At 62.2% G+C, this 13,553-nt stretch carries 15 protein-coding genes; 4 read left to right on the top strand and 11 right to left on the bottom strand.

The genetic code is table 11. The features are described 5' to 3' along the window. Positions 1-71 precede the first annotated feature (71 nt). The 3 genes from prfB (at position 72) to KHO30_RS11880 (ending at position 3,873) form a co-directional block, all read left to right on the top strand. Positions 72-1,176 (top strand): peptide chain release factor 2 gene (prfB, locus tag KHO30_RS11890; protein WP_200650626.1). Its coding sequence is split into 2 segments (ribosomal slippage): positions 72-152 and positions 154-1,176, totalling 1,104 coding nucleotides; the frame shifts between segments, so codons are not numbered across the junction. Positions 1,177-1,308: 132 nt separating this feature from the next. Continuing rightward, the gene (gene lysS / locus KHO30_RS11885) at positions 1,309-2,835 is read left to right on the top strand and encodes a lysine--tRNA ligase (RefSeq protein WP_200650681.1); all 1,527 of its coding nucleotides are present in this window, start codon (positions 1,309-1,311) and stop codon (positions 2,833-2,835) included. A 318-nt stretch (positions 2,836-3,153) separates the two neighbouring features. Further along, positions 3,154-3,873 (top strand): glycine zipper 2TM domain-containing protein, encoded by a 720-nt coding sequence (locus tag KHO30_RS11880; RefSeq protein WP_200650627.1) that lies wholly within the window; start codon positions 3,154-3,156, stop codon positions 3,871-3,873. A 124-nt stretch (positions 3,874-3,997) separates the two neighbouring features. On the opposite strand, the gene iscX is transcribed toward KHO30_RS11880, so the two are convergent. From iscX to KHO30_RS11830, 10 genes are all read right to left on the bottom strand, one after another. After that, positions 3,998-4,195, bottom strand: a complete 198-nt coding sequence (iscX, locus tag KHO30_RS11875) for a Fe-S cluster assembly protein IscX (protein ID WP_007181290.1) — start codon at positions 4,193-4,195, stop codon at positions 3,998-4,000. A gap of 15 nt (positions 4,196-4,210) precedes the next feature. Continuing rightward, entirely contained in the window at positions 4,211-4,552 is a 342-nt protein-coding gene (gene fdx / locus KHO30_RS11870) for an ISC system 2Fe-2S type ferredoxin (RefSeq protein WP_012433562.1), read from the bottom strand. A 140-nt stretch (positions 4,553-4,692) separates the two neighbouring features. Continuing rightward, positions 4,693-6,564 carry a Fe-S protein assembly chaperone HscA gene (gene hscA / locus KHO30_RS11865; protein ID WP_211701134.1) on the bottom strand — a complete coding sequence of 624 codons (1,872 nt, stop codon included), beginning with the start codon at positions 6,562-6,564 and terminating at the stop codon, positions 4,693-4,695. Positions 6,565-6,677: 113 nt separating this feature from the next. Next, positions 6,678-7,205 (bottom strand): Fe-S protein assembly co-chaperone HscB, encoded by a 528-nt coding sequence (hscB, locus tag KHO30_RS11860; protein ID WP_093633554.1) that lies wholly within the window; start codon positions 7,203-7,205, stop codon positions 6,678-6,680. A 200-nt stretch (positions 7,206-7,405) separates the two neighbouring features. Continuing rightward, positions 7,406-7,729 (bottom strand): iron-sulfur cluster assembly protein IscA, encoded by a 324-nt coding sequence (gene iscA, locus KHO30_RS11855; protein WP_028199494.1) that lies wholly within the window; start codon positions 7,727-7,729, stop codon positions 7,406-7,408. Positions 7,730-7,890: 161 nt separating this feature from the next. After that, positions 7,891-8,304 carry a Fe-S cluster assembly scaffold IscU gene (iscU, locus tag KHO30_RS11850; RefSeq protein ID WP_093633555.1) on the bottom strand — a complete coding sequence of 138 codons (414 nt, stop codon included), beginning with the start codon at positions 8,302-8,304 and terminating at the stop codon, positions 7,891-7,893. Positions 8,305-8,376: 72 nt separating this feature from the next. Beyond that, positions 8,377-9,600 (bottom strand): IscS subfamily cysteine desulfurase, encoded by a 1,224-nt coding sequence (locus KHO30_RS11845; RefSeq protein WP_054038230.1) that lies wholly within the window; start codon positions 9,598-9,600, stop codon positions 8,377-8,379. Between the two features lie 74 nt (positions 9,601-9,674). Continuing rightward, positions 9,675-10,205: a Fe-S cluster assembly transcriptional regulator IscR gene (gene iscR, locus KHO30_RS11840; RefSeq protein WP_028199491.1), complete on the bottom strand. Its 531-nt coding sequence runs from the start codon at positions 10,203-10,205 to the stop codon at positions 9,675-9,677. 141 nt (positions 10,206-10,346) lie between these two features. Beyond that, entirely contained in the window at positions 10,347-10,844 is a 498-nt protein-coding gene (locus KHO30_RS11835; RefSeq protein WP_200650630.1) for a low molecular weight protein-tyrosine-phosphatase, read from the bottom strand. Between the two features lie 120 nt (positions 10,845-10,964). Next, a complete protein-coding gene (locus KHO30_RS11830; protein WP_211701133.1) occupies positions 10,965-11,204 on the bottom strand; it encodes a hypothetical protein in 240 nt (79 codons plus the stop codon). 275 nt (positions 11,205-11,479) lie between these two features. Between KHO30_RS11830 and KHO30_RS11825 the strand changes: the two genes are divergently transcribed. Next, a complete protein-coding gene (locus KHO30_RS11825; RefSeq protein WP_211701132.1) occupies positions 11,480-12,034 on the top strand; it encodes a hypothetical protein in 555 nt (184 codons plus the stop codon). A gap of 82 nt (positions 12,035-12,116) precedes the next feature. Here the strand turns inward: KHO30_RS11825 and KHO30_RS11820 are convergent, their stop codons facing one another. Further along, complete coding sequence (locus KHO30_RS11820) at positions 12,117-13,532, bottom strand: lactate utilization protein B (RefSeq protein ID WP_211701131.1); 1,416 nt, start codon at positions 13,530-13,532, stop codon at positions 12,117-12,119. Positions 13,533-13,553: the final 21 nt, after the last annotated feature.

The following is a 13,553-nucleotide window of genomic DNA, read 5'->3' as shown; positions in this document are numbered from 1 at the left end:
CTCAAGAGCCTCCGGCGCGGGGCGCCGATCGGCTATAATTTCCCCTTTTTACGAAGCTATAAAAGATCGACATGGAAGCGGAACGTCTCAACGCGATCGAAGCCTCACTGGCGGACCTGCGCACGCGCGCGGACTCGCTACGGGGGTATCTTTGACTACGACGACAAGGCATTACGTCTGATCGAAGTCAACCGGGAACTCGAAGACCCGGACGTCTGGAACGACTCGAAGCACGCCCAGGCCCTCGGCCGGGAAAAAAAGCTGCTCGACGACACCGTCGGCAAACTCACGTCACTCGATAACGACTTGCGCGACGCGCAGGACCTGTTCGACATGGCCCGCGAAGAAGGCGACGAGGAAACCCTCGTCGCCTGCGAATCAGACGCGCAAGGCATCGAACAACGTGTCGCCGACATGGAATTCCGCCGGATGTTCGCGAATCCGGCCGACCCGAACAACGCCTTCCTCGACATTCAAGCCGGCGCCGGCGGCACCGAAGCGTGCGACTGGGCGTCCATGCTGTTGCGCCAGTACTTGCGCTACTGCGAGCGCAAGGGCTTCAAGACCGAAGTGCTGGAACAGACCGAAGGCGACGTCGCGGGCATCAAGAACGCCACGATCAAGATCGAAGGCGAATACGCGTACGGCTTTCTGCGCACCGAAACCGGCGTGCACCGCCTCGTGCGCAAGTCGCCGTTCGATTCGTCGGGCGGCCGCCACACGTCGTTCTCGTCGGTGTTCGTGTATCCGGAAATCGACGATTCGATCGAAGTCGACATCAACCCGGCCGATCTGCGCATCGACACGTACCGCGCGTCCGGCGCGGGCGGTCAGCACATCAACAAGACCGATTCGGCCGTGCGGATTACGCACATGCCGTCGGGCATCGTCGTGCAGTGCCAGAACGACCGTTCACAGCACCGTAACCGCGCCGAAGCCATGGCCATGCTGAAATCGCGCCTGTACGAAGCGGAAATCCGCAAACGTCAGGCCGAGCAGGACAAGCTCGAAGCCGGCAAGACCGATGTGGGCTGGGGTCATCAGATCCGCTCGTACGTGCTGGACAACAGCCGTATCAAGGATCTGCGCACAAACGTCGAAATCAGCAATACCAAGAGCGTGCTCGACGGCGACCTCGATCCGTTCATCAGCGCCAGCCTGAAACAGGGCGTCTAAGCGCAACCGGCGCGGCATGCCTGACATCGCCGCGCCGTATCCTTGCATCTTTGTTATAGCGCCTGAGGTTTTTACTGACTGGCCACCCGCATGCGGACCATCCTGGTGCGGGCCACCGAATACCAAACCATCATGACCGAACCGACCCAGCCTAATGCCGCGCCCGAGGGCGACGACAACAAGATCATGGCCGAGCGCCGCGAAAAGCTGCGCGAACTGCGTGAGCAAGGCGTCGCCTATCCGAACGATTTCCGCCCCACGCATCACGCCGAAGATCTGCAAGCGAAATACGCCGAGATCGACAAGGAAGCGCTCGAAGCGAATCCCCTCGAAGTCGCGATCGCCGGCCGCATGATGCTCAAGCGCGTGATGGGCAAGGCGAGCTTCGCAACCGTGCGTGACGGTTCGGGTCAGATCCAGTTCTTCATCACGCCCGCCGACGTCGGTCAGGAAACGTACGACGCCTTCAAGAAGTGGGACATGGGCGACATCGTCGCGGCGCGCGGCGTGCTGTTCCGCACCAACAAGGGCGAACTCTCGGTGCGTTGCACCGAACTGCGTTTGCTGTCGAAGTCGCTGCGTCCGCTGCCGGACAAGTTCCATGGCCTCGCCGACCAGGAAATGAAGTACCGCCAGCGCTACGTCGACCTGATCGTCACGCCGGAAACGCGCAAGACCTTCGTCGCACGCACCAAGGCGATGTCGTCGATCCGCAAGTTCATGGCGGACGCCGACTTCATGGAAGTCGAAACGCCGATGCTGCACCCGATTCCGGGCGGCGCCGCGGCCAAGCCGTTCACCACGCACCACAACGCGCTCGACATGCAGATGTTCCTGCGCATCGCGCCGGAACTGTATCTGAAGCGCCTCGTGGTCGGCGGCTTCGAGCGCGTGTTCGAGATCAACCGTAACTTCCGCAATGAGGGCGTGTCGGTCCGCCACAATCCGGAATTCACGATGATCGAGTTCTACGCGGCGTACACCGATTACAAGTGGATCATGGACTTCACCGAGCAGCTGATCCGTCAGGCGGCGGTCGATGCACTCGGCAGCGCGACGATCAGCTACCAGGGTCGTGAGCTCGATCTGGCCAAGCCCTTCCATCGCTTGACGATCAGCCAGGCGATCCAGAAGTACGCGCCGCAGTACACGGACGCGCAACTCGGCGCCGACGCATTCCTGCGCACGGAACTGAAGAAGTTCGGCGTCGATGCTTCGCAGCCGCAGTTCCTGAACGCAGGCGTGGGCGCGTTGCAACTGGCGCTGTTCGAAGAGACCGCCGAGTCGCAATTGTGGGAGCCGACTTTCATCATCGACTACCCGATCGAAGTGTCGCCGCTGGCACGCGCGTCGGACAAGTTCGATGGCATCACCGAGCGTTTCGAGCTGTTCATCACGGGCCGTGAAATCGCCAACGGTTTCTCGGAGCTGAACGATCCGGAAGACCAGGCCGCCCGCTTCAAGAAGCAGGTCGACCAGAAAGACGCCGGCGACGAAGAAGCGATGTTCTACGACGCCGACTACATCCGCGCGCTGGAGTACGGCATGCCGCCGGCCGGCGGTTGCGGCATCGGCATCGACCGTCTGGTCATGATGCTGACCGACAGCCCGAGCATTCGCGACGTGATTCTGTTCCCGCATCTGCGCCGCGAAGACTGATCGTTGCGTGGTTCGTAAAAGAAAAACGCCCGGCTCGATGTCGGGCGTTTTTTCTCGCGGCTTGTGAAAAACACTGGCAGCCGAAAGCTGACGGTTTGTAACCATCGGTAAAAAGCGCGTATTCCCCGCTGGGCCGGGGTTTTCTTAAGTTGCTGCGGACCCGCAAGGAATCAGGCGCCCCGCCGCGCTGCGCGCGCTTTGACGCGAAAGCGCTGCGATGATTGCCCGGAAATGGTTACAAATTGAAACCCTTGCGGGATCGATTTGCCCGACACTCAGTCTCAATAACAGTCGACTCTGCTCCAGACGGAGGCCAATATGGATAATCCAGATACCAAGCCCACGCAACAACGTCGTCTTCACCCGCTTGTCGCTACTGCAGCGGGCGCAGTGATCATCGCAAGCCTTGCCGCGACAGCGGCCGTCACGGGCCTGTTCCCGAAGGCGTCGAGCAGCGGCTCGCAAACCGATCAGACCCAGGCTGCGCAAGTGAGCACCCAACCGGGTGTGGTCGATTCGGCGGCGCCGACAAATCCGGCCGCTCAACAGGCAGCCGCGCAGGCCGAAGCGCAACAGCAGGCTGCGCAGCAACAGGCGCCTCAACGCGCTCCGGCGCCGACACAGCAGCAACAACAGTACGCTCAACAGCAGCAGGCACAGCCGGCACCGCAGTACGCCCAGCAACAGCCGTCGCAACCGGCCTACTGCTCGACCTGCGGCACGGTCGAAGGCATCTCGGCTGTCCGTCAGGAAGGCCATGGCACGGGTATCGGTGCGGTCGGCGGCGCAGTGGCCGGCGGCGTAGTCGGCAACCAGTTCGGCAGCGGCAACGGCCGTACCGCAATGACGGTGCTGGGCGCCCTCGGTGGCGGCCTGGCCGGTAACTCGGTCGAAAAGCACATCCGCAGCACGACGTCCTATTCGGTGCGGGTGCGGATGGAAAGCGGCAAGACGCGCTACTTCACGTATCACGAAGCGCCGCCGTTCCAGCAGGGCCAGCGCGTGCGAGTCGAAAACGGCACGCTCGTGGCAAGCTGACCACCTGAAGATTCTCCAGGCGTTAAAAAAAGGCGATTCCAATGGAATCGCCTTTTTCTTTGCCGCAGCCGGAGCGGAATCAATCGCGCCCCGCCGCCACTGAACCACCGAGCATACTGCCCGCTCAGTAATCCGCGTCTTCGATCCATGCAGCCTGAATCGCTTCGAGGATCTTTTCGTTCGACCGGTTAGGATCGTCGTCGAAACCTTCCAGCTCGGTGACCCAACGGTGCAAATCAGTGAAGCGCACCTGCTGCGGATCGATGTCCTGGTGCTTGTCAGTCAGGGCCATCGCGATGTCTTGCGTATCGGTCCACTTCATGGCTGCATCCTCCAGTTAGTGATTTTCCTTCGCGTGATTGATCGAGTAGCGCGGGATCTCGACAACCAGATCCTGCTCGGCCGGCACCATCGCCTGGCACGACAGACGCGAGGCCGGTTCGAGCCCCCACGCCTTGTCCAGCAGATCGTCCTCGTCTTCCTCGGACGGCGTCAAGGCGGCGAAACCCTCACGCACGATCACGTGACAAGTCGTGCACGCGCAGGACTTCTCGCACGCGTGCTCGATTTCGATGCCGTGTTCGAGCAGATTGTCGCAGATGCTCTTGCCGGGCACGGCATCGATCACCGCGCCTTCCGGGCACAGTTCGACGTGGGGCAGCACAACGATTTGAGGCATACATTTTCCGTTTGGGTCTGCGGCACGGCGGCCGCAAACAGGCTCCGTACCATTTTACTGGCGCCACGCGGACTTTTTAAGTCCGTGCGGCGCGGTTCATTGCCGGCTGGCGCGCATCGCGCGGCCACGCCGCAAGACGCTCAAATCTCGTCGAGCTTGCGGCCGGCCAGCGCGCGGCGAATGCCCTTGTTCATGCGGCGGGCGGCGAATTCGTCGGTGCCTTCGGCAAGCGTTTTGGTCGCGGCTTCGATTGCGTCGGCGTCGTCGCTTCCGGCGATGTTGCGCAATGCGGTGAGCAGCGTGTCGAGTTCGGCGCGTTCGCTGTCGTCGAGCAATTCGGCGTCGGCGGCGAGGGCCGCGTCGGTGGCTTCGACGAGACGGCGCGCTTCGACTTGCGCTTCGCGCAGCGCGCGAGCACGCATGTCGACTTCGGCGGTCGAGAAGCTTTCTTCGAGCATGCGGGCGATGTCGTCGTCGGCGAGGCCGTAGGACGGCTTGACCACCACCGACGCTTCCACGCCCGAGCCCTGCTCACGTGCGAACACGGACAGCAGGCCGTCCGCGTCGACCTGATATGTGACGCGAATCCGCGCCGCACCGGCGGCCATCGGCGGAATGCCGCGCAGTTCGAAACGCGCGAGCGAACGGCAATCGCTGACGAGCTCGCGCTCGCCTTGCACGACGTGGATCGCCATGGCCGTCTGGCCGTCCTTGAAGGTCGTGAAATCCTGCGCGCGAGCGACCGGAATCGTCGAATTGCGCGGGATGATCTTCTCGGTCAAACCGCCCATCGTTTCGACGCCCAGCGACAGCGGAATCACGTCGAGCAGCAGCCAATCGTCGCCGTCGGCGCCACGGTTGCCCGCGAGCAGATCGGCCTGGATCGCCGCGCCGAGCGCGACGACCTGATCCGGGTCCAGGTTGATCAATGGCGGCTGGCCGAAGAACGACTCGACCGCGCGGCGAATCACCGGCATGCGCGTCGCGCCGCCGACCAGCACCACGCCTTTGATGTCCTTGGTCGCCACTTTGGCGTCGCGCAGTGCTTTCTTCGTCGGCCCAAGCGTGCGTTGAACCAGCGCCTGAGTGATGGCCTCGAAAGTGGCCTCGTCGACCGTCAGATCGATCTGGGTGCCGTTCGACAGCGTTGCCTGTACCTTCGCATTCGGCGCGTCGGACAACGCCTCCTTGGTCACGCGTACGCTGTCGAGCAGCAGGCGGACGTCTTCCGGTGCGAGCGTTTGCGGCGCGATGCCCGCCTGCTCCAGCACGTGACGATACAGGGCATGGTCGAAATCGTCGCCGCCGAGCGCGGAATCGCCGCCCGCCGCGAGTACTTCGAACACACCTTTGGTGAGCTTCAGAATCGACAGATCGAAGGTGCCGCCGCCGAGGTCGTAGACCGCGTAGAGACCTTCGGAACCGTTATCGAGGCCGTAGGCGATCGCGGCCGCGGTCGGCTCGTTCAGGAGACGCAGTACGTTCAGGCCAGCGAGACGCGCGGCGTCTTTGGTCGCCTGGCGCTGCGCTTCGTCGAAATAGGCGGGCACGGTAATGACGGCGCCGACCAGTTCGTCGCCGAGTGTGTCTTCGGCACGCTGGCGCAGCGTCGCAAGAATTTCCGCCGACACTTCGACCGGGCTCTTCACGCCGTCGACGGTGCGGATCTGCACCATGCCGGGCGCGTCGATGAAATCGTACGGCGCGTTCTCGGCGCCTTCTACTTCCGCCTTGCCGCGGCCCATGAAGCGCTTGACGGACACGATCGTGTTGCGCGGATCGGTCGCGGCTTCGGCCTTGGCCGTGCGGCCGATGCGGCGGCCGCCCTTTTCCAGGTAACGCACCACCGACGGCAGCAGCGCATAGCCGTCTTCGTCGGGCAGCACGTCCGGCACGCCGCTGCGCACGGCGGCAACGAGGGAATTGGTGGTGCCGAGATCGATACCGACCGCCAGACGCCGCTGATGGGGCGCCGGCGCCATGCCGGGTTCAGAGATTTGCAGTAGGGCCATCTGGATCTTCTCGGAGCCGCTGGGCCCCGTCCTGAATTTTTGCGTTGCTGGATGTATTGCTACGGCTGTTATCGCTGCGTATTCATGCGCGGCGGCACCGGGTCGCCTAACCGCTAGTTCTCGAGCCGCTCGATCTGCGTGCCGATTTCCGACGCCACCCGCTCGATGAACATCAACTGCCGCACTGCCTCGCCCGCCGCCTGATTTGCGCCGCTGTCGAGCAGCGCGCCGAGCTTGTCGAAACGCATGCGCTCTTCGTCGCGGAGTTCGGTCAGCAAGGCGTCGAGCGCGTCGACGTTCTTCGCCGCGGCCGCGTCTTCAATGCCTTCGCGCCACTCCATCTGCTGCATCAGGAACGCCGGCTCCATCGCCGTGTTGTCATGCGCGCCGACGTCGATGCCGCGCAGATGCAACAGATAGGTCGCGCGCTTCAACGGATCGCGCAGCGTCTGATATGCCTCGTTGGTGCGCGTCGCCCATTGCATCGCGATGCGCTTTTGCGCGTCGCCGGCCGCCGCAAAGCGGTCCGGATGCACTTGCGCCTGCACCGTGCGGTAGGCGTGATCGAGTGCCGCTGCGTCGAGCGCGAATTGCGCCGGTAGATCGAACAGGTCGAAGTGGCTGTCGTTCAGCGAGGCCATCGGATAAAAGGAGTCCGTTCAGGAAAGCGCACCGGAGTGCAGGCTAAAAACGCGGATCGAAAGCGCCGTGCAGACTCTCCGGCGCATTCACCGGCGCATTTAGCGACCAAGTCAGCCGAAAAAACCAACCCGGATGCGCGGATGAAACTAAAAAGGCGGCACGCGCCGCCTTTGATCCGCTGCACGCGGAGTGAGCCGATTTACACGCGGAACGATTCGCCGCAACCGCACTCGTCCTTCACGTTCGGGTTGTTGAACTTGAAGCCTTCGTTCAACCCTTCGCGTGCGAAGTCGAGTTCGGTACCGTCGATATAAGCGAGGCTCTTCGGGTCAACAATGATCTTCACGCCGTTGCAGTCGAACACTTCGTCTTCGGGCGCGAGTTCATCCACGTACTCGAGCTTGTAGGCCAAACCCGAGCATCCCGTGGTGCGCACGCCTACGCGCAGCCCGACACCCTTGCCGCGGCGAGTCAGATACTTCTGGACGTGCTGTGCTGCCTTTTCGGTCAACGTAATTGCCATAGCGTTTCTCATTGCGCCGCGCGTGTTCGTCACTCCTGTGCCTACTGACGCGCTGCTACCCTGCCTGCTTCAAATATCGCTCATGCCGAACGGTGTTTTTTGCTCGCACCGCCCGCTTCGACTTACCCAAATGCGCACTCTAACGAGCACCCACTCGCCGCTTACGCGTGTTGCTTGTCGCTTTCGACGACTGCTTCACCGTGACGTTGCTTGTAGTCGGCGACCGCTGCCTTGATCGCGTCTTCCGCGAGGATCGAGCAGTGGATCTTCACCGGCGGCAGCGCCAGTTCTTCGGCGATCTGCGTGTTCTTGATCGACATTGCCTGATCAAGCGTCTTGCCCTTCACCCATTCGGTGACGAGCGAGCTCGACGCAATCGCCGAACCGCAGCCGTACGTCTTGAACTTCGCGTCTTCGATGATGCCGTCCGCGCCCACGCGGATCTGCAACTTCATCACGTCGCCGCATGCCGGCGCGCCGACCATGCCCGTGCCGACTGCATCGTCGTCCTTCGCGAAGGAACCAACGTTGCGCGGGTTTTCGTAGTGGTCCAGAACCTTGTCGCTATAAGCCATGATGACACTCCTTGATCCGTTTCAACCTGCAATTTGCAATTCGATAAATTCGACGTCGTCCAAACTGGCGCGTCAGTGCGCTGCCCACTGGATGGTCGAAATATCGATCCCGTCCTTGTGCATTTCCCATAGCGGCGACAAGTCGCGCAGCTTCGAAATCTTGGTCTTCAGCAGGTTGATCACGTAATCCACATCCTGCTCAGTCGTGAAGCGGCCCACCGTGAAGCGGATCGAGCTGTGCGCCAGTTCGTCGTTACGGCCCAGTGCGCGCAGCACATACGACGGTTCCAGCGAAGCCGACGTACACGCCGAACCCGACGACACCGCCACGTCCTTCACCGCCATGATCAGCGATTCGCCTTCGACGAAATTGAAGCTGATGTTCAGGTTGTGCGGCACACGCTTTTCCATGTCGCCGTTCACATACGTTTCTTCCATCTCCGACAGGCCGGCCAGCAGACGGTCGCGCAGCATGCGGATGCGTTCGTTTTCCGTTGCCATTTCTTCACGCGCGATACGGAACGCTTCGCCCATACCGACGATCTGGTGCGTAGCCAGCGTGCCCGAACGCATGCCGCGCTCGTGACCGCCGCCGTGCATCTGCGCTTCGATGCGGATACGCGGCTTGCGACGCACGTACAGCGCGCCAATGCCCTTCGGACCGTACGTCTTGTGCGCCGAGAACGACATCAGGTCGACCTTCAGCTTTTGCAGATCGATCGCGATCTTGCCGGTGGCTTGCGCCGCGTCGACGTGGAAAATGATGCCCTTTTCACGGGTGATCTCGCCGATCGCCTCGATGTCCTGGACCACGCCGATCTCGTTGTTCACCGACATGACCGACACCAGAATCGTGTCCGGGCGCAGCGCGGCTTTAAACTTTTCGAGGTCGATCAGGCCGTCGTCCTTCACGTCCAGATACGTGACTTCGAAGCCTTCGCGCTCGAGTTCGCGGCAGGTGTCGAGCACAGCCTTGTGCTCGGTCTTCACCGTGATGATGTGCTTGCCCTTGCTCTTGTAGAAGTGCGCCGCACCCTTGATCGCCAGGTTGTCCGACTCCGTTGCGCCCGAGGTCCAGATGATCTCGCGCGGATCAGCATTCACCAGTGCGGCGACGTTTTCGCGCGCTTCTTCGACCGCACGCTCCGCATCCCAGCCATACGAGTGGCTACGCGATGCGGGGTTGCCGAACTGCTCGCGCAGGTACGGAATCATCTTGTCCACCACGCGCGGATCGATCGGCGTCGTCGCGCTGTAGTCCATGTAAATGGGCAGGTGGAGAGTGTCGTTGTTCATCAATTGCTCCGGGGACGTCATTGCTCTGGCTTCTGGTTTCCTGATCAGGCTGCGGTGCGTTCAGATTGCCGCGCCTAGGAACCGGCCATGTTGAAAACTGAATTAGGCCCTTTCGGCACGACGCGTGCGGGTTCGACCGCCGGCGCCTCGTTGCGCCGGTCGCGCAACACCGCCGGCGCACCTTCGCGCGAACGCTGCTGATCGACCAGATCTTTCAGGGACACCGAATCGAGGTACTCGACCATTTTCTGGTTCAGCGTGGACCACAATTCATGCGTCATGCAGTGGCCATCGTGCTGTTTGGTGCCCTCGCACGAGCCCTTGCCGCCGCATTGGGTGGCATCGAGCGGCTCGTCGACCGCGATGATGATGTCGGCGACGGTCACGTCTTCAGCGCGGCGGGCCAGATTGTAGCCGCCGCCCGGTCCGCGCACGGACTCGACGATTTCGTGACGACGCAGCTTGCCAAACAGCTGCTCGAGATAGGACAGGGAGATATGTTGGCGCTGGCTGATACCTGCAAGCGTCACCGGGCCCTGCTCCTGGCGCAGCGCCAGGTCAATCATCGCCGTGACGGCGAAACGGCCTTTCGTGGTGAGTCTCATATGTGTGGGAACCGCAATTCTCGACAAGTTTGGTCAAGTATAAATACATGACTGAATTAGTCAAGTATCCCTATCGTGATTTGGGTCATTTGCTTAATTGCTGGATAAGCCGGTCCAGACTTCGGCGATGACCCGCCAGTCTTACGTGATCAATTGGGGACGCAACGCTGCGATCAGTCCACGGCAGGCTGCTTCGCATTGATCCAGTACCCGTTCGAACCCTTCGGCGCCACCGAAATAAGGGTCGACGACTTCGCGGGCGCCGCCCCAGCGGCCGTCCGTCTCAGGCACGAACTCCATCAACAGACGGATTTTGTCGCGCTGCTCCGCCGGGCAGATCTGGCGCAGCGCGGCGACGTTTTTGTCGTCCATTGCGATCAGCAGATCGAAGCGCTCGAAGTCGGCTGCCGCGACCTGGCGGCCGCGCAAGGCGGCCAACTCATAACCCCGCTGTTCGGCCGCATGCTGCGCGCGGTCGTCAGGCGGTTGGCCGATGTGCCAGTCGCCCGTGCCGGCGGAATCGATCAGAATGCGCTCCGTCAACTTCGCCTCGTCGACCAGACGGCGCATCACGCCTTCCGCGGTCGGCGAACGGCAGATGTTCCCCAGGCAGACAAAGCAGACGGACACGGTTTTCATCAGAGGCTTTTCGGACGCTGAACGCCCGCGGATCGGCAGTTAGGAAACGGTGGCGCGATTATACAAAGGTCGACCGGATCGCGCCGAAGGCTACGCGCGCTCAGGACGCCGCTAAGACGCTTAGGACGCTTCAGCCGCCGGCATTGTCGTGACAGCGTGCATGGGTTTGGCCGGCAACGTCGTCGTGTTGTCGACCATGCCGTACGAGACGGCGCGCGCCAGTTCCGCGGTCAGTTGGTCAGCGGCGAGCGGAGCCTGCGAGGCACGCGAAGCCGCGTCGCCGCAAATGTGCAGATAGGCTGCCGCAGCAAGCGGCACAACGATGGCGAGGGGCCAGTACACCGATATTGTCTTTTTCATGATGTGGTTTCTTCCGATTAGGGGCTCGTGAGTTCGTGACCCACTATGCCCAGTCGAAATGCTATAGGAATTTACAATCGGGAAAAACCTACTGGCGCGAGATACAGCGTTGCGCTGGATGGAACAGTCCATTAACTGGCCTGTCTCTGCCGCGTACGATGCTGACCTGCGTCATGGCATGAAAAAGAAATCCTTACAAACGAATACAAAGCTGGTGCGACGCTTAGCGATAATAGCTGTCTTACAGATATGAAATCTTCGCACTGGTCGTTCCAATGAAACGTATTGCTCCACTCGCCGGTTTGATGGTCGCTGCTGCGTTGCTAGCCGGCTGCGCGGTCTATCCGGACGGCTCGCCGATGGCCGGCTACGGCGGCGGTTACAGCGGCTATGACGGTTACGATGGCTATGCCACCGGCGTGCCGGTTGTGCCGCAGACCAACGTCTACATGGGCTACAGCAATTATGGGGGGCCCGGTTACTACGACGGGCCGGGCCGCTATTACGGGCCGGGGCCCGGTTATCGGGGCTACCCGGGCTATCCGGATCGGGGACGGCCGAATAACGGCAACGACGGAAACAACGGCAACCGGGGAGATAACGGCGGCTGGCATGGTCAGCCGAACGGCGGGCAACATGGGGGGCCGCCGCCTCAAGGTGCAGTTGGCGGGCCGAGGGGACCGAGCGGATCTAATGCTCCGCGGCCGGGAGCAGGCAACCCACCGCCGCCTCCGCCACAACAGGCAGGCAACAACGGTGGTCGCGGCAATGGCGGGAATTCGCAGGCCAGAAGCAATAACGGCCGCCAGCCAGGGATGACGGACCATTGATCCGGCGGGGCGCGACGCGGGCGTAGTCTCGCGTCGCGCTTCCTGTATGAGCCGCGCAAAACCTCAACGCTGCGCTGCTCGCTCAACCAATATGGCTGCGTTGCGCGGCGTACAACTCTCTGAACGTCCGGCCGACCGGCGCCGGCATATCCCGCGTGTTGGTCCAGCCCGCTCCACCCAGCGGCAACCTGGCAATCGAACGATTTCGCCCGCCCATTCTTTCCAGCACGCGAACCGCCAGCTTGGTGAAGAGCGCATAAGCGTCCGGGTGCAATGCGAGGAAGCCCCACACTGCGAGCCCTGCCCGCTCGCGCCACGGCCGCAGATGCCGCTCGACCTGCTTCTCGCGCAACTTGCGCAGCAGATCCGACAACGGAATGCCCACCGGACACACGCTGTTGCACTCGCCGCACAACGTCGCCGCCTGAGGCAGATCCAGTGCCTTGTCGATCCCGACGTAGCTCGGCGTCAGCACTGACCCCATCGGCCCCGGATAAACCCAGCCGTAGGCGTGACCGCCCACCTTCTGATACACCGGGCAGTGATTCATGCATGCGCCGCAACGGATACAGCGCAACATCTCCTGGAAGTCGCCGCCGATCAGGCCCGTGCGCCCGCCGTCGACCAGCACTACGTACATATGCTCGGGGCCGTCCTGATCGCCCTCGCCGCGCGGCCCGGTCAGCACCGAAAAATAGTTGGACGTCGCCTGACCGGTTGCCGAGCGCGGCAGCAAACGCATTGCAGTCGCGAGATCTTCCAGCGTGGGCAACACCTTTTCGATGCCGGTCACCGCCACATGCACGCGTGGCATTACCGTGCACATGCCCTCGTTGCCCTCGTTCGTGACCAGCACGACCGAACCCGTCTCCGCCACCACGAAGTTGCCGCCGGTCACGCCCATGTCTGCCGTCATGAAGTGCGGACGCAGCATCTCGCGCGCTTCGCGGGTCATGTCGGTGATCTCGGTCAGACGCGGCCGGCCGTGCGTTTTCGCGAACAGGTCGGCGATCTCCTCCTTATCTTTATGGACGACCGGCGCGATGATGTGGCTGGGCGGCTCGTTGTCGTTGATCTGGAGAATGTATTCGCCCAGATCGGTTTCGATCGATTGCACGCCCATCTGCCCGAGCACTTCGTTCAGGCGCATTTCCTCGGTGACCATCGACTTGGTCTTGATCACCTTCTTCACCTCGTGCCGGCGCGCAATATCGCCGACAAGGCGCGCGGCCTCCTGCGTCGTCTCGGCGAACAGGACCGTGACGCCGCGCCGGGTCGCTTCACGTTCGAAGGTTTCAAGCCAGACGTCGAGATTTTCCAGCGCGCGATTGCGACGCTCCTTCAGCGCTGCGCGGGTGGCGGGGAAATCGATCGCGGTCATGGCCGCGGCGCGGGCGGACACGAACTTGGTCGACAGCTTGGTCAGGTTCTGCTGCAGACGCTGGTCGGCGAGGTTCTGGCCCGCACGGGCCTTGAAATGCATCGATTGGACTTGCATGGCGGCCTTGAGCGTATTCGA

Origin of the sequence: Paraburkholderia aspalathi (assembly GCF_905220735.1) — a bacterium.
GTDB lineage: Bacteria > Pseudomonadota > Gammaproteobacteria > Burkholderiales > Burkholderiaceae > Paraburkholderia > Paraburkholderia aspalathi.
Note: the sequence above shows the minus strand (reverse complement) of the source record. Positions and strands in the feature narration are given on the sequence as shown.